Raw genomic sequence first — 24,744 nt, 5'->3', positions numbered from 1 at the left:
TGTTCTACACCAGTATAAACCCTTACATCAATGTAAGAGTCAACAAAAAAATCCAACCGTAATTATCCCACAGTTGGACTCATTTATAATCTTACAACAAGTATATCCGCCGCTTTTATTCTACAATAATCCTGCTGCCCAAAGCCCACCTCTACGAATCATTTCGCGGAATGGTTCTACTGAGAATGAAGGTAAATGATGCCCTGGCATTAAATAAACAACCCGGCCCAAGCCAAATTCGTGACACCAAGCCGCTTGGCGCATAGCTCCCTCATGAGAATATTCAGCGAGCACCGTCGTTTCGAAATAAGGATGCATCTCAAAATAATACGGCTCATCCTCAATTACAAATTCTTCAATTCCCTGCATAATGGGATGCTCTCGTGCGGGTATGGACATCTGCAGCGAAGTATACTCTGGATGATGGGTGAAATGTGCGCCCAGCATAGCACCAAGCTCCTGATTGCGCTGTAAGGAAATTCCGTTATGTACCACTAGTAGTCCGCCCCCGCCAGCCACATAAGATAGCAAAGCACCACTTTGTTCCGCGGGGATTTTGTCATCAGAAAATTCAGTGTAGGAGATTACCAGCTTGTAGTCAGACATCGTTTCTTTATTGAGAAGTGCATAATCCTCTGAAGAAAAAACCTGTAAGTCATTCGCAAGGATTTGTTCGATCTCCCGGTCCACGCCAGCAAAGGGGTGATATTTAACCTCCGAGTAGCTTCCTAGTGCGAGTGCTTTTAGTGTAGACATGTTATCAGCGCCTTTCTTCTTATCTATTTTGAAATATCCGTTCTACCACGGCCATGAGCTGCCATCCGTATCCAGATAGGCCGGTTCCTCGCCCATATATTTTTTATAATCCAGAACAAGGTCGATAATCTGCTCCGCGGACTGTTCAGGAGTCATTTGCGCTTGCTCATCCTTCTTACCATGCATATAAGTCTGCAGCCAGCCAGGATGGAACACCATTACTTGACCGCCAAGCGTTTTCAGATGATTATGCATCAAGGAGGACTGCATATTCAGTGCTGCCTTCGACATACAATAGCCATACATGTTGATACGCTTATTTCGGGTAATACTGCCTGCCTCCGATGAAATATTGACGATTAATTTATCCTCACTTTGTAGTAATAGTCCCATCAGTGCATTGCTGACTCTTAACGCGCCAAGCGTATTTACATTATATATTTCTGCCATGCCTTCATCATCCAGCTCCACCAGCACAGTAGCATTATCAGCAGAACGAATAATACCTGCATTATTAATAATCATATCGACATATCCAGTTTTACTGGCTATTACTCTTGCAGCCTGCTTTACACTATCTTTATTGCTGATATCTAGGGGGATAAGCTCCAACTGTTCAGGATATCGCTCTTTAAGCGCTTTCAAATCTTCTGATTCTTTCAAAAACTGTCCTGCAAATACTGAGAACTGGTTGGCCAGCAACGAACGTACAAGCGACAGTCCAAGCCCCCGATCAGCTCCAGTTACACATGCAACTCTCTTCATTCTTCTGAACACTCCTATCTCGTAGCGATATAGTTAGGCATGTTGCTTCTTTTCACCTTAGCATGCTGTACTCTTTTTTTCAACGCGATTGGTTTCAGGTATATCGCCTCTTGTGCAAGCCTTTCAGAATCCTTTTTATTTTAATTTTGATATATGTTACAATCATGATTACAGGTTGTTAACAACACAATTGTTAGCAAAATAACGATCCCAGGAGGGTGATATCTATGTCTATTCAACAACTCCATACGCTGGAGGATCTTGAGCAATATGTAGCTAAGCCTGGCAAGAAGCTGCTGTTCAAACACAGCACGACCTGCCCGATTAGTGCTAAAGCTAATGAAGAGTTTCAGGCTTATCTGAAGGATGCGGATACTGCCGCTGCAGTGGTCTTAGTCATCGAGGATCGTTCCGTTTCCAATCAAATTGCTGAGGATTTTGGCATCAAACATGAATCTCCACAACTCTTCCTGCTTGAGGACAATGAGGTTCGCTGGAACACTTCCCACTGGAAAATTACAAGAGATGCTATCAAAGAGGCTGTGAACCAATGAGTGAGCCAGTGATTGTCTATTCAACCGCAGGGTGCAGTGACTGTAATTTGGTTAAAAATTATCTTACGGAGCAGGGTGTCCCTTTTGAAGTAAGAGATGTTATGACCAGCACAGTCTATCAAGAGGAAGTTGAGAAGTTTGGATTCATGGGTGTTCCTGTCACTGTAGCAGGGGATCAAGCGATCAAGGGATTTAATCTTCCTGCGCTCAAAGCACTCATCGAAGCTGCCCAATAATTAAGCCATTAAACTATTCAGTACATGATGTAATTCATAGCTGTAAAAAAAGGGTATCCTCATAGCCAATCGGCTTGAAGGTACCCTTTTTCAAAATATAAGAATCTATAATTTTCACGCTATACATTATTCTTATATTTCTCGCATAAACGCTTACCGTCCTTTAGGGACGCCGAAGGCGTTTTTACTTGTTAGTCATAGTCTATGCTTCCTCACGTATGAGATCTGCCACGACCAGCACATCCACGTTTCTGGCAGAACGCAGAATCTGCTTGGTAACATCGCCGCGAATACTTTTTCGAAGCCATGAGCGTTGTGATTGACCGATAATAATCTGAGTACTCTGCAAAGCTTGAGATCTTTCAAGCAACAAGAACGCCACTCGTGCAGGAAGTACGTTAGGAATCATCTTGAACGTTCCACCCAGTCGTTCCGTCAACTCCTTTAAATCATTTATACGTTTATCATATACGGATCCATTTTGTTTAAATTCCTGCACATACGTAACATACCAGCAAGCTTTTAGACGATATGCAATCCGAAAACCACGCCGAATTAAACGCTCCGCATGATCCCCCAAGGTGATACACACATATATAACTTCCTGACGCCGCCAAGGTCCCCGTAACGAACCAACACGTTCCCAAGATTCTAGCCTTTCATCAACATCATCAGCAATTTCCCGCAACGCCAGCTCCCGAAGGGCGATCAAATTCCCGATTTTGAAAAAAGCCCCCAGCGCCTGATCCACCTTGGCCATGGCATATATTTTTCCATCCTTCATTCGCTCTTGAAGTGTTTTGGGGGATACATCGATAAGTTCTACCTCATTAGCCCGCTGTAGAATGCTGTCCGGAAAAGTCTCTCTTACTCTAACGCCTGTAATTTGCTCTACTGCGTCATTCAGACTTTCTAAATGCTGCACATTCACGGTAGAGATCACAGATATTCCTGCATCCAGCAGCTCCATAACATCCATATACCGCTTCTTATGTTTGCTGCCTGGCATATTGGTATGAGCGAGTTCATCCACTAGCACGACTTCTGGATTACGCTTAATAATTGCTGCCGTATCCATCTCCTCAAGGATAGTCCCGCGGTACTCCATACGTAGACGCGGAAGGGTCTCCAAATCGCCGATTTGTTCAAGGGTTTCTTTGCGGCCATGTGTCTCCAGGAGCCCTATCACGACATCGATCCCTCTCTTCAAGAGATCGTTCCCTTCACGCAGCATCTTGTAAGTCTTGCCCACACCGGGAGCAGCCCCAATGTATACCTTAAAGGTTCCTCCGCGAATCGCATCGATTTTATCCTTTACTTCCTGACTGCTTAACCTGTGATAGGCATCCGCTTTCCGTTCATTACGAGTCTGCCGGGTTGGAAGTACACGTTCTCCCTCACGATCTGCGCGATCCGCCACGAAGAACACATCCACACCTCGGATTTGCTTCAGTAACGAATTGGCGATCGAGCCTTTCCATAATTCCTGCCAAGCGGTCTGCTTGGAGTGTCCCATAACGATTCGGGTAATATTATGCCGGGTTGCGTATTCTACCAACAGTCGAGGGATCTCCCGCTTCGTGCGAAAGGTAATCTCCTCCATAGAGGCACCAATCTTCTCGGTCAGCTTCCAGAGGGAACGCTTAAAGGTAGCTGCTTCCTTAGAAAGGGTGAGACCCTGCTTCCAGAATGACACCACTGACAGATCCCCATTTAACCGCTTGGCAATCTGCTGTCCACGTCGGATATGGATCGAGCCGTTCCAATAATACTGCGCAGATACCAACACCTTTTCTGCGATCCCCGAAGCTCCCTGCAACCCTTGTTCTTCCCGGTGTTTCTCCAGCGAATCATTAACATCCTCAGCAACCATCCGAAGTGCCAGCTCCCGCAGCTTGCTTAAATTACCCTTGTTAAAAAGCGATCTCTGCTGGTGCTTCCCTAAATGTCCATCGGACAAGCGCTGAAGTATCTTTTCTGGAGTCACATCAATTAGAACGATATCATCGGCAAGGGTAAGCACCTCTGCAGGAAGGGAATGCTCTACCTCAATCCCGGTCCACTTCCGCACTAAATCCGCAGCACCCTCCAGTTCGTATACATTTACAGTTGTAATGACACTAATCCCATTGCTCAATAAATATTTGATATCTTCCAGTCTTCCAGACCTCTCCGCACCCTCGCGATTCTGGTGAGCCAAGCCATCGGTTAGCACAACTTCTGGATTACGTGCCACAATAGCAGCTACATCAAGATCCTTCTTCTCTATATCTTTCTGAAACCAATGAATACTTGGTATCCGTTCCAAATCGCCCAGCTGATCCTTAGTTTCTGGACTCTGATTCGTCGAAACCGCACAGATCACAACATCGATTCCCTGCGCTTTTAGTGCCTGGCCCTCACGCAGCATCTGATACGTTTTGCCCGACCCACTGACCGGACCGATATAGATCTTCAGACGTCCCCGATGCAGCTCATAGATAGAGAGCAGCAGCTCCTCCGGCGTCTTCCTCCGGTATGTTCCCATCAAGACCACTCCTTAATAACCCCGATCATGCATGTACCCTTCTGTTCCAAGAAGAAACGACGTTGTCGTCCTTCAAAGATGACAGCCGTTTCTCGTAGAAATATAAGGATGATGTATAATGTGAAACTTATACTTTCTTATATTTTAGAAAGCAAGATATCCCTGCCCGATTCTAGTAATCTGGCAGGGACATTTACTATATTTATTTGTTCGCTAGTTTCAGTAGATCCATGTTCAGCTTCAACACATTGACCCGTTCTTCACCAAACAACCCTAAGTCACGACCCTCGGTATGCTTATTTACGAGCTCTTCCAGCTGCGATGCAGGAATACCGGTTAAATTGCTAATCCGAGGAATCTGCACCATAGCTGAAGCTGGTGTGATATGCGGATCAAGCCCCGAACCCGAGTTGGTGACCAAATCAACTGGCAATTTGTTCACGGGCACATCCGGATTATCGAGCTTCCACTGCGTAATGAAATCCTTTGTCCGCTGCAGCATATCCGGATTGGATGGAGCGTAGTTATTGGAACCTGAAGCTTCTGCTTTATACTCAATACTAGACACACGACCATGAAATAAAGCTGGATTCGTAAAGTTCTGCCCGATGAGTTCCGAGCCTACAACTACTCCAGCATCATTCTTAAGCAAGCTGCCGTTCGCCTGTGACGGCATTAGAACCTGGGCAAGCGCTGTAGTTGTCAGAGGATAGATCACTCCGCAGAGAACAATAAATACTAAACTTAGTCGCACAATAATAAAGAAATAAGCACCTTTCGATGATGATAACTGCTCTTCAGTGTCCTCCATGGAGTTTCCGTTATTCACGATGCTCTCACCCTTTCAATGATTAGTCAACACGTCGTTAAATCCATACACTTACGATCATATCAATGAGCTTGATGCCAGCAAATGGAACAACCACTCCGCCTAGCCCATAGATAAATATATTACGTCCAAGCAGCTTCGTAGAGCTCATAGCTTTATACGACACACCCTTCATAGCCAGTGGGATGAGCAGCGGAATAATAATCGCATTAAATATTAAGGCGGATATTATAGCCGAGCTTGGCGAGCCTAGTCCCATTACATTCAGGGCTTCCATTTCAGGAATGGCGAGCATGAACATCGCCGGAATAATAGCGAAATACTTCGCGATATCATTCGCGATACTAAAGGTTGTTAACGCGCCCCGCGTCATCAGCAGCTGTTTACCAATCGCTACGACCTCTATAATCTTCGAAGGGTCAGAGTCCAAATCGACCATATTTGCTGCTTCCTTAGCAGCTGTAGTGCCGCTATTCATGGCTAAGCCCACATCAGCTTGTGCTAGGGCAGGGGCATCATTTGTACCATCCCCAGTCATGGCAACCAGCTTACCCTCGTTCTGTTCGCGGCGAATGACTGCTATTTTATCCTCAGGTGTACTTTCAGCGATGAAATCATCTACCCCCGCTTCACGGGCAATCGTAGCTGCGGTCAGCGGATTGTCACCCGTACACATGATGGTCTTGATCCCCATTTTCCGCAGCTCATCAAACCGCTCTTTCATGCCTGGCTTTACGGTATCCTTCAAGTAAATAAGTCCATAGATCCGATTGTCTACCGCAACTGCTAACGGGGTCCCCCCCATCCGGGCGATGGCATCAGAATTACTGTCGAGGTTCGCGGGAATGACACCGCCTTTCGACTGTATCCATTTCTTCACGGAGTCTACCGCACCTTTGCGTACGCAGCGTCCATCTTGCAGGTCAATACCACTCATCCGAGTTTCGGCCTTAAACTCTACGAATTCGCCACCTTCAGCAAGCTTGCTGTCATAGCTGCGTTCCAGCTTTTTGGCCAGCTCAATTACAGAACGTCCCTCAGGCGTCTCATCCTTTAGGGAACTGATGGCCGCCCATGCCGTAAGCTCCGCTTCGGATTCATTTCCGACTGGTACAAATTCACTCGCCATCCGGTTCCCAAAGGTAATCGTACCGGTCTTATCTAGGATCATCGTATTAATATCGCCGGCAGCCTCAACTGCCTTACCTGACATGGCGAGTACATTAAACTGGGTCACCCGGTCCATACCCGCTATTCCGATTGCGGAGAGTAGCCCCCCGATTGTTGTCGGAATCAGACAGACCAACAAGGCGATCATGACGGGAATATCAAGATCAACACCTAGATAAGTTGCAATCGGCCGCAAGGTCACTACTACAATCAAGAAAATCAGCGTCAGACTGATCAAAAGCGTATTTAGCGCGATTTCATTAGGTGTCTTCTGACGTTTCGCCCCTTCAACGAGGGAAATCATCCGATCTAGAAACGACTCACCAGGATCACTAGTAATTCTGACTTTGATCTCATCACTGACGACCCGCGTGCCGCCTGTAACGGAACCAAAGTCCCCACCAGCTTCCTTGATTACAGGTGCAGATTCACCTGTAATCGCTGATTCATCTACGGAAGCCAGCCCTTCAATCACTTCACCGTCACCAGGGATGAGTTCACCCTGACTGACGATGACGATATCCCCTTTACGCAGTTCGGAGGAGGATACTGTTTTCACCGACCCTCCAACCAGTTTGTTAGCTGTGATATCTTGTTTTGTTTTTTTGAGCGAATCGGCTTGGGCTTTACCCCGGCCTTCCGCCAGTGCTTCAGCGAAGTTCGCAAACAGCACTGTAAATAGCAGAATGAACAACACTGTGATATTGAAGCCTTTCGATTGCTCTGCATTAAAATATCCAGGAGCCAGCACCATGAGGAGGACAATGATCGTACCGACCTCTACCACGAACATGACTGGATTTTTGATTAGCGTTACTGGGTTAAGCTTTATAAAACTATCCTTTACAGCGCTAAGGAGTATGGGTCCCGTCAGCAGCTTTTTTCTTTTTACAGTACTCATCTTATTCTCCCTCTTCCTACCGTAAGGTTAGATATTCTGCAATGGGGCCGAGTACAATGACCGGCAGGAACGTCAACGCACCGATAATCACTACTGTACCAATCAGAATTCCCGTAAACAGTCCATTGTCTGTGCGGAACGTGCCAATCGTCTCAGGAACCGGCTTCTTCTTAAGCAGAGAACCTGCTACCGCCAGCATTGCAATGATAGAGACATAACGACCTAGCAGCATGACAATCCCAGTTGTGACATTCCAAAAAGTTGTATTGTCTGCAAGCCCTTCAAATCCTGAACCATTGTTCGCGGCAGAAGAGACATATTCATATAACACTTGGCTGAGTCCATGGAATCCAGTGTTCGTAATTGCCCCTTGCCCCAAATCGGTCAGGAACGCAGCTGCGGTTGGCACAAGGATAATGAACGGATGCACAAGGATCGCAATGGCAATCAGCTTCATCTCCTTGGCCTCTATCTTCCGTCCGAGGAACTCCGGTGTCCTGCCGACCATCAGACCGCACAGGAAGACACCCAGAATCGCATACATCAGCATATTGATCAGTCCGACACCTTTACCACCGAAGACATTGTTGAGCATCATCAGTGCAAGAGGCGTAATACCTCCCAGCGGCGTCAGCGTATCATGCATATTGTTAACACTACCTGTCGTAGCTGCGGTTGTTACTGAAGTAAACAAGGAAGACTGCGGTATGCCGAAGCGTACCTCTTTACCTTCCATGCTACCTTGTGAAGATTCGATTCCTAGTGCATTGATCGCCGGATTACCTTTTGATTCAGCATAGAAGTTTAGGCTTAATAGCAGAACAAATAAGGTCATCATTGCGGTAAAAATTACCCAGCCCTGACGTTTGTTCTTGGCAAACAATCCGTACATATAAGGGAGCGAAGCTGGCAGCATCCACATAGAGAGAATCTCCAGAACGTTCGTAAGTGGATTAGGGTTCTCAAAAGGATGTGATGAATTGGCTCCGAAGAAGCCGCCACCATTGGTACCCAAATGCTTGATCGATTCCAGAGAAGCTACTGGACCGATAGCGATTTGTTGCGTTTGTCCCTCTAGTGTAGTGACTTCAAGTGATGGCTTGAGCGTTTGTGGCACATGTAGTCCTACGAGTACCAATGAAACCAGCAGAGCTAGAGGAATGAATACACGAATATGTGCTTTAACGAAATCCTCGAAGAAGTTCCCGACTGATTTCCGTCCTGTGATTCCTCTGACAAAGGCAACCGCAACAGAAAATCCGCTCGCTGCAGACGTGAACATCATCATCGTGATGACAGCCATTTGTGAAAAATACGAAAGTCCCGTCTCCCCGCTGTAATGCTGCAGGTTTGTATTAGTCATAAAGCTGATCACCGTATTGAACGAAAGCGTCTGTTCCATATCCGCAATTCCATTCGGATTTAGCGGTAATCCCCGCTGCAATCGAAGAAAGATATAACTGAAAGTAACCAGTACGATATTCGTTAAAACAAAGCTAAGCGCATACTTTTTCCAGGACATACCGTCCCGTTTTTTCAGGCCGATCAGCTTATAAATTCCTTTTTCCATGCCTCCAAACCATCGATCCGTACGGTTCGGTTCATTAGAAAATACATAATATAAATACGTGCCCATCGGCTTAACCAGCAAGATAAGAATTACGATTACAGCAACTATTTGCAAAATGCCCATGAATGCCCCTCCTTAAAATTTCTCCGGATGAATCAATGCGTAAACCAGATATACAAACAACAGTAGGGTAACAGCGATTACTAGAATCACAACTTATCCCTCCCTGTATCCTCAACTACACCTGCGCACCAGCGCATAAATCCATAAAACAACCCGTAAATTACAGCTAACGAAGCTACCATATACAGATCCATCATATCTCCCGCACTCCTTCTTTTATCCTTGATGAGGTGATTTATCGATTAGAAAATCAGCATCACCACTGTGGGAATAGATTACATAACTTGCACCAAGTCTTTTATAGACCAATCTAGGATTTATTGAGCTTGTGATTACAAAAATCGGCTGCGTCGTCCAAGTGCGGCACATCTGAATGTAGCGGCAGCATAACGTAAAGCTGCTCTCGAACAGATATACCCGTCCTACCGGGAACGGCGGGCGAAACCAAGTATTCTGATGGCGGGTATCAACTAGAACGACTTGTTCAATCCCCATCTCTTCGAGTAGGGCCTTCTCAGGCAAGTTGTTGGTCAATCCGGCCATCTTAATGCCTCTGAATTTTAGAAGCTTAATAAAATGTTCGCCTGCCTTCGTTGGCGCACATACCAGTACATATTCATTCTGATCTGTCATCTCTTATTCTCCTCAAATGCTTTGCTTGTAAGATCAGAGCTTGATCACCCTGATCTTGAAAGAAAAGCTACCGCTAATGATGAATATAACGACCTCTTCGTGAGGTTTTCCATAAATGCTTTGCTTAAAAAAGCACAGCAAAAAGCCACAAAGGATTCTCCTCTGTGGCTCGCTAGCGGTCACATTGCACTCATCCTCTCTCCATACGCTTACGAGGTTAGCTGTCGGATTCGGGCGGTGAGAGTCGCCCTACCTGTATAGATGCGAGCTCACTCGCATCTTCTACAGGATTCACCCCATAACCGGCTTCCGACTCTCACATCGTCTGCCGATTGTTGGTTCCCCCGCTTTCCTTATCGGAAATTAAGCGGATCAAATATTCGATTGTTGTTGAAACAGGAGTAATCATACCCTTATGCAGGAAGAATTGTAAAACCTGATTGATGCCAAAATAATGCAAATTAAAAACTATTTTCGCGTTGGATAGCGCTTACTTGATATCCAATCTCTCTATATCTCTTGTTTACTCGAGTTTTAATCCATTAGCGAAAAGCGGGCATACCATGTGATTTTATTCACCACAAATGTAGAAATCTCAAAAAATCGCCTTTATAGGTAAGAAAACAAGAAGTCGAGATTAAGCGAGGAAGAAGCCCGATAACTCGCAATAAATACCTATTTGGTTCCCTTTTCCGTCGTAGTAGGCAGGATTTGGTTTAAATCGCGCTCAAAAGAACACTTTCTGTTTTTACAGAAACACCTTGAAAAGAGTATGATTCGGGTTGAATCTATTTCACAAAATACATTCAACGCTGAGTTCCTGTATTTGCAGGGAACGGGGGAACCATCAGGCCACATGGCCTACTTGGGGTGAATCCGAAGGAGACTGTTCAAGTCTCACATAGGTAGGGCGACTCTCACCGTCCGAATCCGACAGCTAACCTCGTAAGCGTAAAGAGAGAGACCCTTGATCCGCCACGCTTTGGCACAGGTATGTGTATACCTGTATTCCAAAACCGCAGCAGAGGTCCTCCTCTTGCTGCGGTTTTTGCGTTACCTGAATCTATAGGGTGATAGCATGCTGGACGGGGTGAAAGGAATGAAACACTATTATTGGGGAACTCAGCAAGGGCTACTTGAGCCGATAAGTCTAAATTATGTTTGCTTTGGAGCGTTGTGGTTCGAAGAGGATCATCACAGAACTATTGTCGGCTATGCTTTTGGTCAGAAGCAGATTGAATCACTTCGCCATTTCAGCAGCCCATCTACCTGTGAATACTGTATGGACCGAACAATTATATACGAAATATATAAAAATATCCGAGAAAAGCAACAGCTGCAGGATTGGTCAGCACACCAACGTTTTCCGTGGCTCACCGCTTTTAAGGAACCGTGGAAAGACGTTGCAGTCGGTTGGTACGTAATGAGATCTCGCAACACCTTCCCCTTACATTTATCCGTTATACGCAAACAGAAATTCCGACTATGGCTGGAGCATGCCGCAGTCTGTGAGAATGAAGCTGAAATGCTCGCCTGTATAGAGAAGGCTAACGACATTCACCATGTAGATCTTAAGCTTTTGGAAACCTAAGGAGGAGAAACCTGTCATGGACCAGCGAAGACTATCTCGCATAGAAGTATTCGTCTTTGATTCACCTGAGCCTATTCACTATGGAATGGAGGCTGATCAAGGTAGCCGTTATGGCATCCTGAAACTTACCTGTAAAGGAGGTAGCAGCTGGGGGGCATGTCTTATCTCTGCCAATACCAAAACTTTCGACCTTATTAAATGGAGTTCTTTTCTCAGAATGATATATCATTGCCGGCTAGAGGAAGCGATAGATAAAGTACGTACCCATGGTTCAGAGTGGGATCAGACTCAGTTTGAGCTAGTGCAAGGTGCTTTACAGGATTTAAGAGCCAAGCTGCAGGGTAAATCCTTGGCAGGGCACATTGAGCAAGGTCGTCTGTACAGAGCTGTCGCTGGTGGGAGAGATTCCAAAGGAGGGCGGCTATATTATAAACCATCCAGTGTTGCGCTTCAAAAACATAGTTATCCAGAACCTGATACCGCCGAGCTTATCAACAAATCCATTTCTTACTTTTCTATACTATAGGTTCATCCCATAACCCATTCTGAAAGGATCGTGTTTATCATGCCTGACCCCTTACCTGCCGAATCCCCCCGTAGAACTATATTTGCAGAGTGTGTTCAAAAGTGTACGAATGATATCTATACGCTCAGTTCCATGTTGTTACAACAATCAGCAGAAGCCGAGAAGGTTACTATCCGTACTTTTAAAGAGCTTCATAAAATATTCCGTCAAAAAAGCTTTGACAGCCAGCTATTCTCTATCGAAGCTTACCGCTCTTGTATCCGACAATGCGCCGATTATTACGCATGCCGGTCTCTCCTGTCTGCCAAGGCATTGCCTTGGGAGGAACAGCTTATAAAAACGATGTGGTATGGCCTAAAGCTATCTTTACCTCAAATAAGCATCATCCTGCAAAAGAGTGTTCCTGTACTAAAAGCGCAGCTTAGGCGTGTGCGGGAGCAACTGACTGCTCCAGAGGATTTGCTGCCTAGTGGTAATCTATCCGTTGTCTAATCCCTCAAAAGGAAACGACATTTGAGTGTACGGAGGATATATTGGACTCAGGAGCCCTGGAGTCCGCAACTATCTTCCAAATAACTTTTACGATACGTACTCAAAAAAGAAAAAAGCCACGGCATCTGCCGCGGCTTCCTTATTTCCTACTATTACGCTTTACTCTTACGCGCCTTACCGTACATCCACAATCCCGCAATCATCCCTACCATGGCAATACCAGTCAATACACCTTGAGTGAAATCCATAACAGCGGATCCATCTGAATGGAGCATTCTACTAACCGTAGCCAGAGATACCGAACTCATTAAAAGCATCATATTGTATTGTTCACTTTTAGTCATGATTACCACTCCTTAAAAGTTTATATGAAGCCACTTAGATCTTGTAAGCCTTCATCGCTTTTCTGATCTCTTTAATACTTGGACGTTTGCCGTACATCAATACGCCTGTGCGATAGATCTTGGCAGCCAACCATCCAAAGATGAACGTGGTAACAAGCAGGATGGCTAATGATACAATAACTTGCCAGATCGCTACTTCACCAACACCAATTCGGAGCAGCATGGTCAATGGAGAGGTGAACGGTACATAACTCGCTACCTTAACCAGCAGAGTATCCGCATTGGAGATACTGAACAGTGGAACATAGAATGCTACGAAGCCTAACATCATAATCGGCATAACTGCTTGGCCAAGATCCTCTGTACGGCTGACAATCGAACCTACAGCTGCATACATCAAGGCATAGAGGAAATAACCCAGTACATATAGAACAATTCCATAAAGCAACAAGTTAATATTAAGCTGGCCTAAATCCAGGTCTAAATCTTTCAAAATCGTTGCATTATGCGGAAGCTTAAGATTGACAACTACCGCTGCGATAATGACGCCAATTTGTAATAATCCTACTAAGAAGACACCGATAACTTTACCGAACATTTGCGCTAAAGGTGAGGCACTTGTAATCAGAATCTCCATGATCCGTGAGCTCTTCTCTGAAGTAATCTCAGCTGCGATCATATTACCGGTCATCATGATAGACATGAAGAACAGCATAAGCATGGCGTATACAATGACGTAATTAATAGGTGGAGCGGATTCCTGCGACGCATCCTTATCTCCCGCAGTCCCATCAGGGTTGAGCTGCTGAGTAGCTATCTGTACCGGTGTTGACATAGCAGCAATCTGCTCCTGCGTCAGCTTGTCGCCAACGATGAACTGGGTGTTGGCCTGCTGAAGAGCATTTTGGAGATAGATTTGCACATCGCCCTTCAATTCACCATTTTCACTATGATAAGTAACGGGTGGAAGTCCTTCGCCAGCAGGTTCTGCAAAAGTAACGTACCCCTCTACAGTCCCTTCATCTAAAGCTTTCTTTAGCTCCGCATCGTCGGCAGAAGTATATTGCACAACTTTTGCCTGCGGCATTCCTTCAGGTGAAGTATATGCCTTCAACAACTCTGCAGCCTGATTTCCCTCTTCCGCGATCACAGCAATTTGAGTCTCTGCGTTTGTTTTAGAATCACCCTTAAACTGATCGATGATGTACGGAAGATTCATCCCAATGCTGAGCAGCAACACTAGAATTAATGTAGTAATCATGAATGATTTCGTTCTTACTTTATTTTTAAAGGTAAAGCCAATAATTGTCCCCATCTTATTCATGAGATTCACCCACCGCTCTGATAAAGATTTGATTTAACGTTGGTTCCTTAATTTCAAAATGCTCCACTTCACCCTGTGCCATCGCCTGCTGTAGGATACGTTGTGCTGCGCCGATCTCACTGATGGACAACAGATAACCTCGCTCCTGTCGCTGTACTGCTGTTACACCTGCAATTGATTCTAGACCGGTCACTTCGTTATCCGTACGCAACAATACTTGTTCACGAGGATACCCACTCTTAATCGTACGAATATCGCCCTGCACGACAGTATTGGAACGATCCAAAATCGTAATATTACGGCAAAGCTCTTCAACATGCTCCATCCGGTGAGTAGAGAATAAGATACTCGTTCCTTGATCACGTAATTCTTTTACCGTATCTTTCAGTAGTTCCACGTTAACAGGGTCCAAGCCACTGAAGGCTTCATCAAGGATGAGAATTTGCGGCTTATGAACGACTGCGGCGATAAAGCCCATTTTCTGCTGATTCCCTTTGGAGAGCTCTTCAATCTTCTTATTGTAATAATCCGGAACCTCAAACCGATCGAGCCAGTAGCGAAGGCTCTTATCTGCATCACTAGCCGACATCCCGCGCAGACGTGCCAAGTAGACGATTTGATCGCTTACCTTTACCTTTGGATATAATCCTCTTTCTTCGGGCAGATAGCCCATGGTTTGCTGAAGTTCGCTGTTATACGGCTTTCCATTATACAAAATATTCCCGCCATCAGGGTATATTAGGCCAAGCACCATGCGCATGGTGGTTGTTTTTCCTGCACCATTTGCCCCAAGTAATCCGTAAATTTCCCCCTTGCCTACCGTTAGGTTAATTCCGTTTACAGCGGTTTTTTCTCCATATTGCTTCATTACACTTTCCAGCTTTAAGGCTTCCATTTCTCTAGTCCCCTCTCTTGTGATCAATCAGGATAGGACGGTGTCCCTGTGTCCATAAACCCAGTATTTCGTCCAATTCTAAACTGCGACTCTTGATAACCTTTACGCCCAAGTCCTGAATGCGTTTCTCGTTCTTAGAAAATTGTTCTATGATAAAAGAAGCTACACCCGGTGTATCCATGGTAAAGTTTATACCTCCCGGTAATTCCGCTGATAACTCAGCAAGCTCCTCTTCACCTGCAACCTGTACCCATACCTCGGTCCAAGTACCGAATAAACTGTCTTTCTCGGCCATACCCAGCAGTTCACCTCTATGCATAAGCACGATATAATCTGCCAACCGCCGTACCTCTTCCACAATGTGTGTCGAGATGATGATCGTAGCGTTGTTCTCATCCATATATTTAAGAAGCGTCTCGATCATAATCTTCCAGGCAAAGGGATCAAGACCTGATGAAGGTTCATCCAATAGCAGCAGACTTGGGCGTGACGCAAGTGCTGCGGCAATTTCGAATTTCCGACGCTCACCCTTTGACATCTTAGAAAGCCTCATATGATATGGAACCTCAAAGCGATCCATTAGATCCTGAAAATACGACTCATCCCAGTTCGGATACCAATGCTGTCGAAATTGAGCTGCCTCTTCTGCATTCCAGTGGTTCTCCTCAGTAATCGACGTCTCAGGAACATAGGCAATGGTCTGCCGCAGCTCCAGAGGCAACCCGCTATTATACCTGTTCTCAAACCAATATATCTCGCCTTCCTCTGGATTGGTCAGCTGCATTAGTAGATTCAGTAGCGTGCTTTTGCCAGATCCATTCTGACCTACCAGGGCTGTAATATATCCTTTAGGCAGATTCATGGTCAGCGGTCCTATCGTCTTGTTTCGCCGTTGTTTAAGTACATTCCGCAATTCTATAGCCATCTGTACCATATGAGTATGCGCCCCCCTTTCATTCCTGTGCTCTATACTTGCGTTCTACAATCTCCATAAAAATCTGCTCAAGTTCATCCTTGCTGCAATGTATCGATCGGCCGATATCCACAGCACTTTCAAGTGCTTTGCCTACCGTGTCCCGTTTGTATTCTTCCATTGCTCCGTCGCCTACATGGGATACAAAGGTACCTGTTCCTTGTCTCGTTCGCAGCAAACCTTCATTCTCCAGATCCTGATATACGCGCCGCACTGTAATTACACTGCATTTCAGATCTCCTGCGAACTCACGAATCGAGGGCAGTAGCGTACCTTCTGTAATGACTCCGCTAATGATTAAGGATCTAAGCTGAGTCTCTATCTGATGATAGAGGGGCTCTGCACTATTTTCGTTGATTTGTACCGGTATCCACATTATTTACACCTCGCCTTCCACTCTAGCGTGCTAGAGCGCAGTCCTTGCCATTCCGATTTTTTATACGAGATTGCGACTCTTCAGTCGATGTATAGTCCATTTAGAGAATAACTGCACAGATATTGTCCCCAGCAGAAGTGACCCCCACATGATCGGAGATAACAGCCCCCACTCCTTGGAATAGGAGATACTGTATAAAAACAAATTGCCTCCCCCAAGTGTAACTAGGAATGATATTCCCCACGATAACACTACGATAAGCAATGTTAGCCATAGATAAGCTTTGCCGCTAAAAAGATACTCAATAAAAATATATAGACCTGAGACCATGAATCCGAAGCCGAGCCATGTAATGGCAAAAGCTATATACGAGGGAACCGCCAGCTCTGTCCGGAAATTTTCCCCTAACAAGTAAACAATACCGAAGAATAACGTACCATTTAGAATAAAGGAGCAAACTCCCTGAAGTTTTCTCCGCGATAATATTACTGCAGCTGGAATTGGTAAGGTTCTTAAGTAAACCAACATTTTTGTGTAAGAGTCTTCACTCCAATATTTCATGGAACGGCGAGAGAATGTTAATCCCAATAAGGGTATAAAGGAAAGAAATAAGAAATCCGTTATCATCGTCCGATCCTGCTCACCTAGTACGTCATTTGCTACCAGGCTAGTCATTCCACCAAGATAACACATAAAAATAACTGTTATTACGAGGGTCCCTAATATCTTTAATTTGTCTCCGCGAAAATCAGAGCGCAACATAAACCATGAATCTTTTAATGTTCTCATTAAAACTAACCTCGCTTTACAATGTCTTCAGCGTCTAGCAGAAGCAGGTGTTCATATCCCTGTGCTTACTGTATATATCTATATACACAGTATATGTCCTTATTTTTCCATTGTCAATCCTGTAAGTGGAAAACATTCAAGTTGATTAGGAGGTATGCGCTTCCCACCCTCTGGAGAAGGCTTTGCACGTATGGGAAACTGATCATTATCGGGATTAACTAATCAGAGGATTAAACATAACTTATGGAGAGGTTGAATGTGAGCGAGGGACGCGGAGTGAGGTCAGCCTCATTGTTGCTTCGCCAACGGGTTGTAGGTGTAGGGCCAGTTGTTGCGGCTCGGTGGGGTGATTGAAGGGCGGGAGCGACTCCTCGGTGGTTGTGACCACTAATGGATGCGACCGCTCAATCGATACGAAGGCTCGACGGACGCTACCGCTGAGTGCATGTGACCGCTCGATGGGTGTAACTGCTAGTAAAATCAACAATTAGGGAAAATCTCCCTCTAATTACTTGGATTTAGCCTGAAATCAACGTTTTTAGGGAATTCCTCCCTATAAATTCAGCCATTTCTACGTTTTAGAGCTTAAACGGTTAAAATACAGGGAGAAATTGCCTAATTATCGTTTTTCGAGCTCAAAACTTATCTTTTTCAGGGAGGTTTTCCCTAAAAATAAGTAAATAGAATGCTTCACATCACGCACTGTTCAGATCACAAGTGATTTCACAGTACAATTTCACGATTTCAGCATTCCCCCAACTCCATAAACTAAAATAAGCCCGCCATCCATCATCCCTATTTAGGAACGAGCAGATGCACAGGCTTATTTCATTACTATTCACACAAATTCACGTACGATTCGCACGCATATTCACATGCTCTTTTCACATGCCAATCACAAGCTCTTTTCACGCAACTATCTTACGCGCCCAAAATAACTTCCCACACTGGCTTGGTGTGTCCACCTGGATACAGAACATAAAGCAGCACATACACCATAACGCCAGTAATCGCAGTAATGAACCAGATTATAGATGTCACTCTGCCCCACTTACGGTGCTTGGAGTACTTCGCCTTAAATCCAAGAGTTAACGTAGTAAGTCCGAATACCGCAGCTACCGTTGCCAGCACAATATGGAAGATCAGAAACACTTGATAAATCGTCTGAAGTTCATCCGGTCCGCCCCATGAGGTGTTTCCCACGAACAACGTTCTAGATACATAAACAATAAAAAACAGGAGCGCAGCGATTGCGGCAGCAATCATCGTCTTCTTGTGCGCCTCGCGTTTGCCCTTAATGATGAGCCACCAGCCAATAGCTACGAGCACCGCACTGAGCACGATGAACGATGTGCTAATAGTTGGAAACACCGTAAAAATATCCATGATTCTCCTCCTTGGCAGTCTACCAGTTATGCACGGGTCAAGGTGCTCTCCTCGAGTGCTGAGGAAGGCGTCGATAATTCATCGCCCTCTTGTCCGTTCTCTTTTTTATACCAATGATAGAACACATAAGCAAGCATAGAGGCAAAAATAAATTCCTGAATGAACTTCATCGCGATACCTCCCACCTGCTGATCCACTTTTGGTGACAACAATGAAAAGAACGCAGGACCCCCAAAATTTTGAAGTAAGGCAGAAGGATCACCCGATATACAATAGCCCATGGCAAGTGCCCAAGTCTCCGGATCACTGTAAGTAGCATAGAGCGGTTGATCTGCAAAAATAATCAGTCCGCATGCTGGTGTCAGTAATACCATGTTTAGAAAAATAAACCCAATCTTGCCCAGTCCACTCGCCATTCGGCGCTCCGGTAGCGGATTGATCAATGTCCACCACATTAAGGCAGCTGTTAGGAATAAAACAATATAGTAGATTCGGTGAACGGTAAAATGAAGCATCACATAATCATGGATAACAGGAATATGGTACAAGGAAAATAGTCCATTAAACAGTAGCGCAGCTACCACCGGTCGAGCTAAAAAAGACAACCGGCGAAATGGATTTACTCTCAATATGCTGCGCCAGATAAAATCTGGAATCCCCAGCATAATCAGCGGCACCGCCACTAGGTATGACAAGGCCATACTAACCATGTGGAAGGAAAACATCATATGTCCTAATAGACTAACAGGACCGCCTTGTGCCAGATAAAGCGCAAGCATTCCGCACACAAATAGTGCTCTTCGCCAGATCGGAACCGTAACTGAATCGGCATGACGTCCAGCAATCGGACCAATCCAAACGAAATAACCCGCCGTCAGCAGCAGCATGACCGCCAGAAAAAGCGGGCTCCATAGTTCTGCAAAGCTAAAATATTGTAATCCGAGCATAACGCTAACCCCTCCTAGCGCAGGATCTAGTTAAACACCAAAAAGAGGGGGCATCTCAGCCCGCCTCTTTCTTTATAGTCCGTTAATTCCACCAAACCCAATACAGCGACATAATAATACAGGTACCGGCGGTAAAAAAACCACCCAGCATGAAGATAATCGGTATTAGATGTCCTTTATCTTTCAGGTGCATCCAGAAGCCCATCTGTACAATGACCTGAATGACTGCCATCACCAGGAGTAGAATAACCGCAAAGGTGGCATTCACGCCTCCAGCAGCAACAGCGGCGAAAGCAATTAAGGTCAAGACAATGGACAGTATAAAGACAACAATATGCCTCTGTGGCCCTTCATGCCGATGACGATGCTTATACCCGTCATTCTCTGGCACATGCTGATCTGTCGTCATAGTGTCTAGCCCACCTTTCCAAGTAGGTATACAACCGTAAAGATGAAGACCCATACCACATCAATAAAATGCCAGTACATGGCTGACACATACACTTTTGGTGCAGTAACTACGGTTAATCCTTTACGCATGAGTTGCCCAATCAGGATGGCGATCCATGCAATCCCGAAAGCTACGTGCGCACCGTGGAATCCTACTAATGTATAGAATGCCGAACTAAATGCACTTGTAGTCATTCCGAAGTCTTCGTGTCTCACATATTGAGTAAACTCATAGATCTCCAGAATCAGGAAGCCAAGCCCTAAGGCTACAGTTACCAAAAGCCAGTTACGAAGCACTGCCGGACGGTTTCTATGCATCGCTTGGATAGCAAACACACTCGTCAAACTGCTTACCAAAAGAATGAATGTCGCAGCAGCTACAAGCGGTAAGTGAAACAATTCATTCGCCGATGGCCCCTCATTCGTCTGATTCCGCAATGCGAGGAACGTAGCGAACAACGTACCGAACAATACCGCTTCCCCACCTAGAAACAACCAAAAGGCAAGAACCTTGTTTCGTCCTTCGAGCGTAGCTTTTTCCGGCTCGTGAGGAAATTCTTCCTTAGAAGCTTCTGCATGTGCCGTTGTCATGTCCGCTCACTTCCTTCCAGCTCTTCAGGTTCAATATGCCATCCATGATCATCATACAGCGAACGCAACAGCATAGATCCAAACGTGATGATAAGACCGATAGCTGTAACGATATAATTATTAAACATAAAGCTCATAAAGGCGTTGCCGAAGTCATCCCGACTGAACATGAAGCCAAGTCCAGCGATGAAAATCCCAACAGACATAGTAAACGGCAATATAGTTGCAGACGGCATATGGATCGAGCCGACCGGTTCCGCCGGAGTCATGCCTTTATTTCCTGCCATCTTTTCTTTCCAGAATGCATCAATACCACGGATAAGCGGGGTTTGCTTGAAGTTATATTCTGGCGGTGGCGAAGAAATCGTCCATTCTAGTGTACGTCCATCCTCCCACGGATCATCAGCTGCATCCATTGGCTTTCTTGAAGTTAGGAAGACATTGACTAAGAAAATAATCGTACCGACAGCCATCAGCCCAGCACCAATTGTACTGACTAAATTCAGCAAATCGAATTGCTGATTCGGCAAATACGTGAATACCCGGCGTTGCATCCCCATGAGTCCAAGGAAATGCTGTACAAAGAATGTCAGATGGAATCCGATGATAAACGTCCAGAAGGTCCATTTGCCCAGCTTCTCACTTAGCATCCGACCAAACATCTTCGGCCACCAGTAATGCAGACCTGCAAACAGGCCAAGCACCAAGCCGCCCACAATAACGTAGTGAAAATGCGCTACAACAAAATACGTATCATGGAACTGAAAGTCAGCGGGCGCAGAAGCCAGCATGACGCCAGTGACGCCACCCATCGTAAAGGTAGGAATGAATCCTGCCGCGAACAGGTTTGGTGTCGTGAAACGCACTTGCCCGCCCCACATCGTGAACAACCAGTTAAAAATCTTGATTCCTGTCGGAACCGCAATCAACATCGTTGATACAGAGAACAATGCGTTAGCTACCGGCCCAAGTCCGGTAGTGAACATATGGTGAGCCCAAACCATGAAGCCCAGGAAGGCAATCAGGATGGTAGCGAACACCATTGAGCTATACCCGAACAGTCGCTTCCGTGAAAAAGTCGGGATAACCTCCGATATAATTCCGAAGGCAGGCAGAATGAGGATATATACTTCTGGATGACCAAATATCCAGAAGATATGTTGCCAGAGCACCGGATTACCCCCAGCCCCAACCTCGAAGAAATTGGCTCCAAGTATCCGGTCGAATGTCAGCAGTACTAAACCTACTGTAACTGCTGGAAATGCAAACAAAATAATTGCGGAAGTAATAAATGTAGTCCAAGCAAACATCGGCATCCGCATGTAGGTCATTCCCGGCGCGCGCATCGTAATGATCGTGGCTAGAAAGTTAATCCCCCCGATGAGGGTACCTAATCCGGCAATTTGAAGACCAATCGTATAAAAGTCTACACCGTGTGTAGTGCTGTATGTACTCGTAGATAGTGGGGTGTAGGAGGTCCATCCGGCATCAGGAGCGCCACCCATTATCCAGCTGAGATTCAGTAGAATTCCGCCGAACAGGAAGGTCCAGAAGCCAAGTGCATTTAGAAAAGGAAAGGCTACGTCACGTGCACCGATTTGTAGCGGTATGACGGCATTCATTAAGGCGAAGATGATTGGCATGACGCCGAGGAATATCATCGTCGTACCATGCATGGTAATAAGTTCATTAAACGTTTGGGCATCCAAAAAATTATTCATTGGCTTGATGAGTTGCCAGCGAATCAGAAGTGCTTCAATTCCGCCGATACCAAAAAATAATCCTCCGGCCCATAGGTACAAAATTGCGATTTTTTTATGATCGACGGTTGTTAGCCAATCCATAAGTCCTGTATGGCGCTTCACACTGTGGCCATGCCCCAGAGGCTTGGATGAATTCAAGGTATGCGCTGCTTGAGCCAAAGTTCGTACCCCCTTTTTCGAAAGTTCCGCCCGCCTTTAGGCTAAGGCATTAGTCCAGCTTATAGTTGGCCAGATACTCAGCAATGCCATCAATCTCCGCATCACTTAGGCCTAGATCTTTGGGGTTAGGCATCAGATTGCCCGGTTTTACGGATTGTGGATCATGCAGCCATGTTTTGAGATTCTCCTCAATTGGTGCACCATCCTCCCTCGTGTCGTCGTTGAGCAGGATCCCTGCAATCGACTCCCGAGAACCAATTCCGGTCAAGTTCGGCGCATTATTAATCCCTTGATCACCTACAGCGTGGCAAGTCAGACACGCCGCTTTGAACTTCTCAGCTAAAGCAGGATCCTCTGGCAGCACAGCTACGGGTGCTTTCATCGAATCTATCCACTTCTGAAAATCTTGTTCACTAACCGATTTCACCTTAAATTCCATGAATCCATGAGACGGCCCGCATAGTTCCGCACATTTGCCACGGTAAACGCCTTCATTAGGTGCACTGAAGCTGAAGCGGTTAATTGTCCCGGCTGGGTTGGTGTCGATTTTACCGGAAAGGGAAGGGACCCAGAAGGAGTGCAGCACGTCTTTAGTCTCCAGTTCAAAAGCAATATCTTTGCCCACTGGAATAATCAGATCCTGCGCTGTAGTCACCTTGTAATCGGTATACTCAAACTCCCACCAATATTGGTGGCCGGTTACTTTAACCTTAATCGCGTCCTTGTCATTGGCATGATCATCTCCTGCGGCGAACACTGCTTTCACCGTTGGAACTGCCAGTACCACTACGAGGATAAGCGGAATGACCGTCCAGAGAATCTCAAGCTTGATGCTACCCTCAACCTGCTCAGGGATTTCATTCTGACCCGGCTTTCGTCGGAAACGGATCAGTACATAAGCTGCAATCGTAAAGACAATCAGCAACACGACGATCATAATACTGATCGACAGCTCCATTAATCCATAAGACATTTCCGCCTGAGGCCCCTGTGGTCTGAGCACCGACAAGTCCTCACGGCCGCACCCGGCAAGAAAGAGACCAAACATAGCGGTCATGGGAAGGAGTCGCTTTACAGCCTGCCACGTTTTCATCATTGATCTACCCCGCTTTTCCCGATTTCGTAGGTTCCTGTTTTTTTCTGTCAATTATAACAATCACTATTAATATAAGTTTAAGGGAAAGTTTTGTCAATCGTTCACAACTAGTTCACATTGTAATTTTCGACATAATAATTCCTTGTCCCACCTGCATTTATGCGCATTTTTTGAAAACGCAATCAAATAAAAAATGATCGTTAAAGCGCATTCATTGTGAAATGTGTCTATTAATTCATTTGACTATTTTATGAGAGACAATATTTCTTATTCATAAATGTACAAACAAAAAAAACCGATTCCTGCAACAAACGCTGCTCGGGCACGGTTTATAAGAATCCTCGTGGATGTTATTACTCAAAATGATGTCAAAAGTAAGTGACACTCGTATCTGTTAGCTAGGAGACGGATGAATTCATCTTTACCAGCTCATGCTCCACGACCATGGTCAGTTCTTCTTCATAGCCTCCGGTAATCCGATATTTTCGGACGTACTCCTTTACGAATTTCTTGGGATCTTTGGGCCGGAAAATACGTGTCATTTCCCGTAAACTTTCCTTGACTTCGTTATGACCTTTACTTGCCATGATCAGTTCCCTCCCAAAACATTGAAAATGAATGCTCCGTTGTAGAGAATGCATGATGAAAAGTACGCCGTAACCTCGAATGCAAGTGAAGTAACCATTACACATACGTGGCTTGCATTATCCGCCAAAACGTAAAATTCAAAGCTTCAAAGCCTTGAGATACTGGTTCGCCGGTGAAGCAGGTTCGTCGTGATTTGGGCTGAGAGTAAGGACGCCTGTTGAACGAAAGCTCCTTGACACTTTTATTACCCGAAGAGCCACTTACTGAATCACCCCTTTCGGGCCTTATCGTTATATTGTATCATATTCCGGTCCAACTTCCACCTTTCCTTGTAAAATGTGCTAATTGGAAAATTTTTATTTTTTTACAATGTTCTTCGTAAGTCATATT

Annotated in this window: 26 protein-coding genes and 2 riboswitches; of the genes, 5 read left to right on the top strand and 21 right to left on the bottom strand. The window is 45.4% G+C overall.

Annotated features, from left to right (window positions below):
* Positions 1 to 120 precede the first annotated feature (120 nt).
* Together NST34_RS02715 and NST34_RS02710 are read right to left on the bottom strand one after the other, a co-directional pair.
* Positions 121 to 756: a ThuA domain-containing protein gene (locus NST34_RS02715; RefSeq protein WP_076300145.1), complete on the bottom strand. Its 636-nt coding sequence runs from the start codon at positions 754 to 756 to the stop codon at positions 121 to 123.
* 42 nt (positions 757 to 798) lie between these two features.
* Positions 799 to 1,521, bottom strand: a complete 723-nt coding sequence (locus tag NST34_RS02710; protein WP_341127079.1) for an SDR family NAD(P)-dependent oxidoreductase — start codon at positions 1,519 to 1,521, stop codon at positions 799 to 801.
* Between the two features lie 227 nt (positions 1,522 to 1,748).
* Here NST34_RS02710 and ytxJ point away from each other — a divergent pair, with 227 nt between their 5' ends.
* Both ytxJ and NST34_RS02700 read left to right on the top strand, forming a co-directional pair.
* Positions 1,749 to 2,075: a bacillithiol system redox-active protein YtxJ gene (gene ytxJ, locus NST34_RS02705; protein WP_341127078.1), complete on the top strand. Its 327-nt coding sequence runs from the start codon at positions 1,749 to 1,751 to the stop codon at positions 2,073 to 2,075.
* Positions 2,072 to 2,311: a glutaredoxin family protein gene (locus NST34_RS02700; RefSeq protein WP_341127077.1), complete on the top strand. Its 240-nt coding sequence runs from the start codon at positions 2,072 to 2,074 to the stop codon at positions 2,309 to 2,311. Before ytxJ ends, NST34_RS02700 begins: the two co-directional genes overlap by 4 nt.
* Before the next feature lie 202 nt (positions 2,312 to 2,513).
* Here the strand turns inward: NST34_RS02700 and NST34_RS02695 are convergent, their stop codons facing one another.
* The 6 genes from NST34_RS02695 to NST34_RS02675 all read right to left on the bottom strand — a co-directional run bounded on the left by NST34_RS02695 (position 2,514) and on the right by NST34_RS02675 (position 10,064).
* Positions 2,514 to 4,838: a histidine kinase gene (locus NST34_RS02695; protein WP_341127076.1), complete on the bottom strand. Its 2,325-nt coding sequence runs from the start codon at positions 4,836 to 4,838 to the stop codon at positions 2,514 to 2,516.
* Positions 4,839 to 5,040: 202 nt separating this feature from the next.
* Entirely contained in the window at positions 5,041 to 5,649 is a 609-nt protein-coding gene (gene kdpC / locus NST34_RS02690; protein ID WP_076285958.1) for a potassium-transporting ATPase subunit KdpC, read from the bottom strand.
* Positions 5,650 to 5,704: 55 nt separating this feature from the next.
* The gene (gene kdpB, locus NST34_RS02685) at positions 5,705 to 7,738 is read right to left on the bottom strand and encodes a potassium-transporting ATPase subunit KdpB (protein ID WP_341127075.1); all 2,034 of its coding nucleotides are present in this window, start codon (positions 7,736 to 7,738) and stop codon (positions 5,705 to 5,707) included.
* A 16-nt stretch (positions 7,739 to 7,754) separates the two neighbouring features.
* A complete protein-coding gene (gene kdpA / locus NST34_RS02680; protein ID WP_076300140.1) occupies positions 7,755 to 9,431 on the bottom strand; it encodes a potassium-transporting ATPase subunit KdpA in 1,677 nt (558 codons plus the stop codon).
* A 12-nt stretch (positions 9,432 to 9,443) separates the two neighbouring features.
* The gene (kdpF, locus tag NST34_RS32075; RefSeq protein ID WP_076285959.1) at positions 9,444 to 9,521 is read right to left on the bottom strand and encodes a K(+)-transporting ATPase subunit F; all 78 of its coding nucleotides are present in this window, start codon (positions 9,519 to 9,521) and stop codon (positions 9,444 to 9,446) included.
* A 126-nt stretch (positions 9,522 to 9,647) separates the two neighbouring features.
* Positions 9,648 to 10,064, bottom strand: a complete 417-nt coding sequence (locus NST34_RS02675) for a hypothetical protein (protein WP_076285918.1) — start codon at positions 10,062 to 10,064, stop codon at positions 9,648 to 9,650.
* Positions 10,065 to 10,254: 190 nt separating this feature from the next.
* Positions 10,255 to 10,444, bottom strand: a riboswitch (cyclic di-AMP (ydaO/yuaA leader).
* 420 nt (positions 10,445 to 10,864) lie between these two features.
* A riboswitch (cyclic di-AMP (ydaO/yuaA leader) is annotated at positions 10,865 to 11,030 on the top strand.
* Positions 11,031 to 11,163: 133 nt separating this feature from the next.
* Between NST34_RS02675 and NST34_RS02670 the strand changes: the two genes are divergently transcribed.
* From NST34_RS02670 to NST34_RS02660, 3 genes are all read left to right on the top strand, one after another.
* The gene (locus tag NST34_RS02670; protein ID WP_143812423.1) at positions 11,164 to 11,655 is read left to right on the top strand and encodes a hypothetical protein; all 492 of its coding nucleotides are present in this window, start codon (positions 11,164 to 11,166) and stop codon (positions 11,653 to 11,655) included.
* A gap of 16 nt (positions 11,656 to 11,671) precedes the next feature.
* Complete coding sequence (locus tag NST34_RS02665) at positions 11,672 to 12,181, top strand: hypothetical protein (RefSeq protein WP_341127074.1); 510 nt, start codon at positions 11,672 to 11,674, stop codon at positions 12,179 to 12,181.
* A gap of 132 nt (positions 12,182 to 12,313) precedes the next feature.
* Complete coding sequence (locus tag NST34_RS02660; protein WP_341127073.1) at positions 12,314 to 12,673, top strand: hypothetical protein; 360 nt, start codon at positions 12,314 to 12,316, stop codon at positions 12,671 to 12,673.
* A 152-nt stretch (positions 12,674 to 12,825) separates the two neighbouring features.
* Here the strand turns inward: NST34_RS02660 and NST34_RS02655 are convergent, their stop codons facing one another.
* The 13 genes from NST34_RS02655 to NST34_RS02595 form a co-directional block, all read right to left on the bottom strand.
* On the bottom strand, positions 12,826 to 13,017 hold the full coding sequence (locus NST34_RS02655) for a hypothetical protein (RefSeq protein WP_341126344.1): 192 nt from the start codon (positions 13,015 to 13,017) through the stop codon (positions 12,826 to 12,828).
* A 34-nt stretch (positions 13,018 to 13,051) separates the two neighbouring features.
* Positions 13,052 to 14,341, bottom strand: coding sequence for an ABC transporter permease (locus NST34_RS02650; RefSeq protein ID WP_341127072.1), 1,290 nt, complete (start codon positions 14,339 to 14,341; stop codon positions 13,052 to 13,054).
* On the bottom strand, positions 14,334 to 15,236 hold the full coding sequence (locus NST34_RS02645) for an ABC transporter ATP-binding protein (RefSeq protein ID WP_076285924.1): 903 nt from the start codon (positions 15,234 to 15,236) through the stop codon (positions 14,334 to 14,336). Before NST34_RS02645 ends, NST34_RS02650 begins: the two co-directional genes overlap by 8 nt.
* A gap of 4 nt (positions 15,237 to 15,240) precedes the next feature.
* Positions 15,241 to 16,098 (bottom strand): ATP-binding cassette domain-containing protein, encoded by an 858-nt coding sequence (locus NST34_RS02640; RefSeq protein WP_410477456.1) that lies wholly within the window; start codon positions 16,096 to 16,098, stop codon positions 15,241 to 15,243.
* 91 nt (positions 16,099 to 16,189) lie between these two features.
* Positions 16,190 to 16,585 carry a GntR family transcriptional regulator gene (locus NST34_RS02635; RefSeq protein WP_341050498.1) on the bottom strand — a complete coding sequence of 132 codons (396 nt, stop codon included), beginning with the start codon at positions 16,583 to 16,585 and terminating at the stop codon, positions 16,190 to 16,192.
* A 60-nt stretch (positions 16,586 to 16,645) separates the two neighbouring features.
* Positions 16,646 to 17,374: a hypothetical protein gene (locus NST34_RS02630; RefSeq protein ID WP_042184538.1), complete on the bottom strand. Its 729-nt coding sequence runs from the start codon at positions 17,372 to 17,374 to the stop codon at positions 16,646 to 16,648.
* A 921-nt stretch (positions 17,375 to 18,295) separates the two neighbouring features.
* Positions 18,296 to 18,760 carry a DUF420 domain-containing protein gene (locus NST34_RS02625; protein WP_042123812.1) on the bottom strand — a complete coding sequence of 155 codons (465 nt, stop codon included), beginning with the start codon at positions 18,758 to 18,760 and terminating at the stop codon, positions 18,296 to 18,298.
* A gap of 26 nt (positions 18,761 to 18,786) precedes the next feature.
* Positions 18,787 to 19,707, bottom strand: coding sequence for a cytochrome c oxidase assembly factor CtaG (ctaG, locus tag NST34_RS02620; RefSeq protein WP_341050502.1), 921 nt, complete (start codon positions 19,705 to 19,707; stop codon positions 18,787 to 18,789).
* Between the two features lie 82 nt (positions 19,708 to 19,789).
* Complete coding sequence (locus NST34_RS02615) at positions 19,790 to 20,116, bottom strand: cytochrome C oxidase subunit IV family protein (protein WP_042184535.1); 327 nt, start codon at positions 20,114 to 20,116, stop codon at positions 19,790 to 19,792.
* Positions 20,117 to 20,121: 5 nt separating this feature from the next.
* A complete protein-coding gene (locus NST34_RS02610; protein ID WP_042184533.1) occupies positions 20,122 to 20,748 on the bottom strand; it encodes a cytochrome (ubi)quinol oxidase subunit III in 627 nt (208 codons plus the stop codon).
* A complete protein-coding gene (gene ctaD / locus NST34_RS02605; RefSeq protein WP_076285960.1) occupies positions 20,745 to 22,592 on the bottom strand; it encodes a cytochrome c oxidase subunit I in 1,848 nt (615 codons plus the stop codon). Before ctaD ends, NST34_RS02610 begins: the two co-directional genes overlap by 4 nt.
* A gap of 127 nt (positions 22,593 to 22,719) precedes the next feature.
* Entirely contained in the window at positions 22,720 to 23,766 is a 1,047-nt protein-coding gene (gene coxB, locus NST34_RS02600; protein WP_042123804.1) for a cytochrome c oxidase subunit II, read from the bottom strand.
* 398 nt (positions 23,767 to 24,164) lie between these two features.
* The gene (locus NST34_RS02595) at positions 24,165 to 24,353 is read right to left on the bottom strand and encodes a hypothetical protein (RefSeq protein ID WP_042123803.1); all 189 of its coding nucleotides are present in this window, start codon (positions 24,351 to 24,353) and stop codon (positions 24,165 to 24,167) included.
* Positions 24,354 to 24,744: the final 391 nt, after the last annotated feature.

Origin of the sequence: Paenibacillus sp. FSL H7-0714 (assembly GCF_038003765.1) — a bacterium.
Taxonomy (GTDB): Bacteria; Bacillota; Bacilli; order Paenibacillales; family Paenibacillaceae; genus Paenibacillus_AQ.
This window is presented reverse-complemented; position numbering and strand designations above follow the sequence as displayed.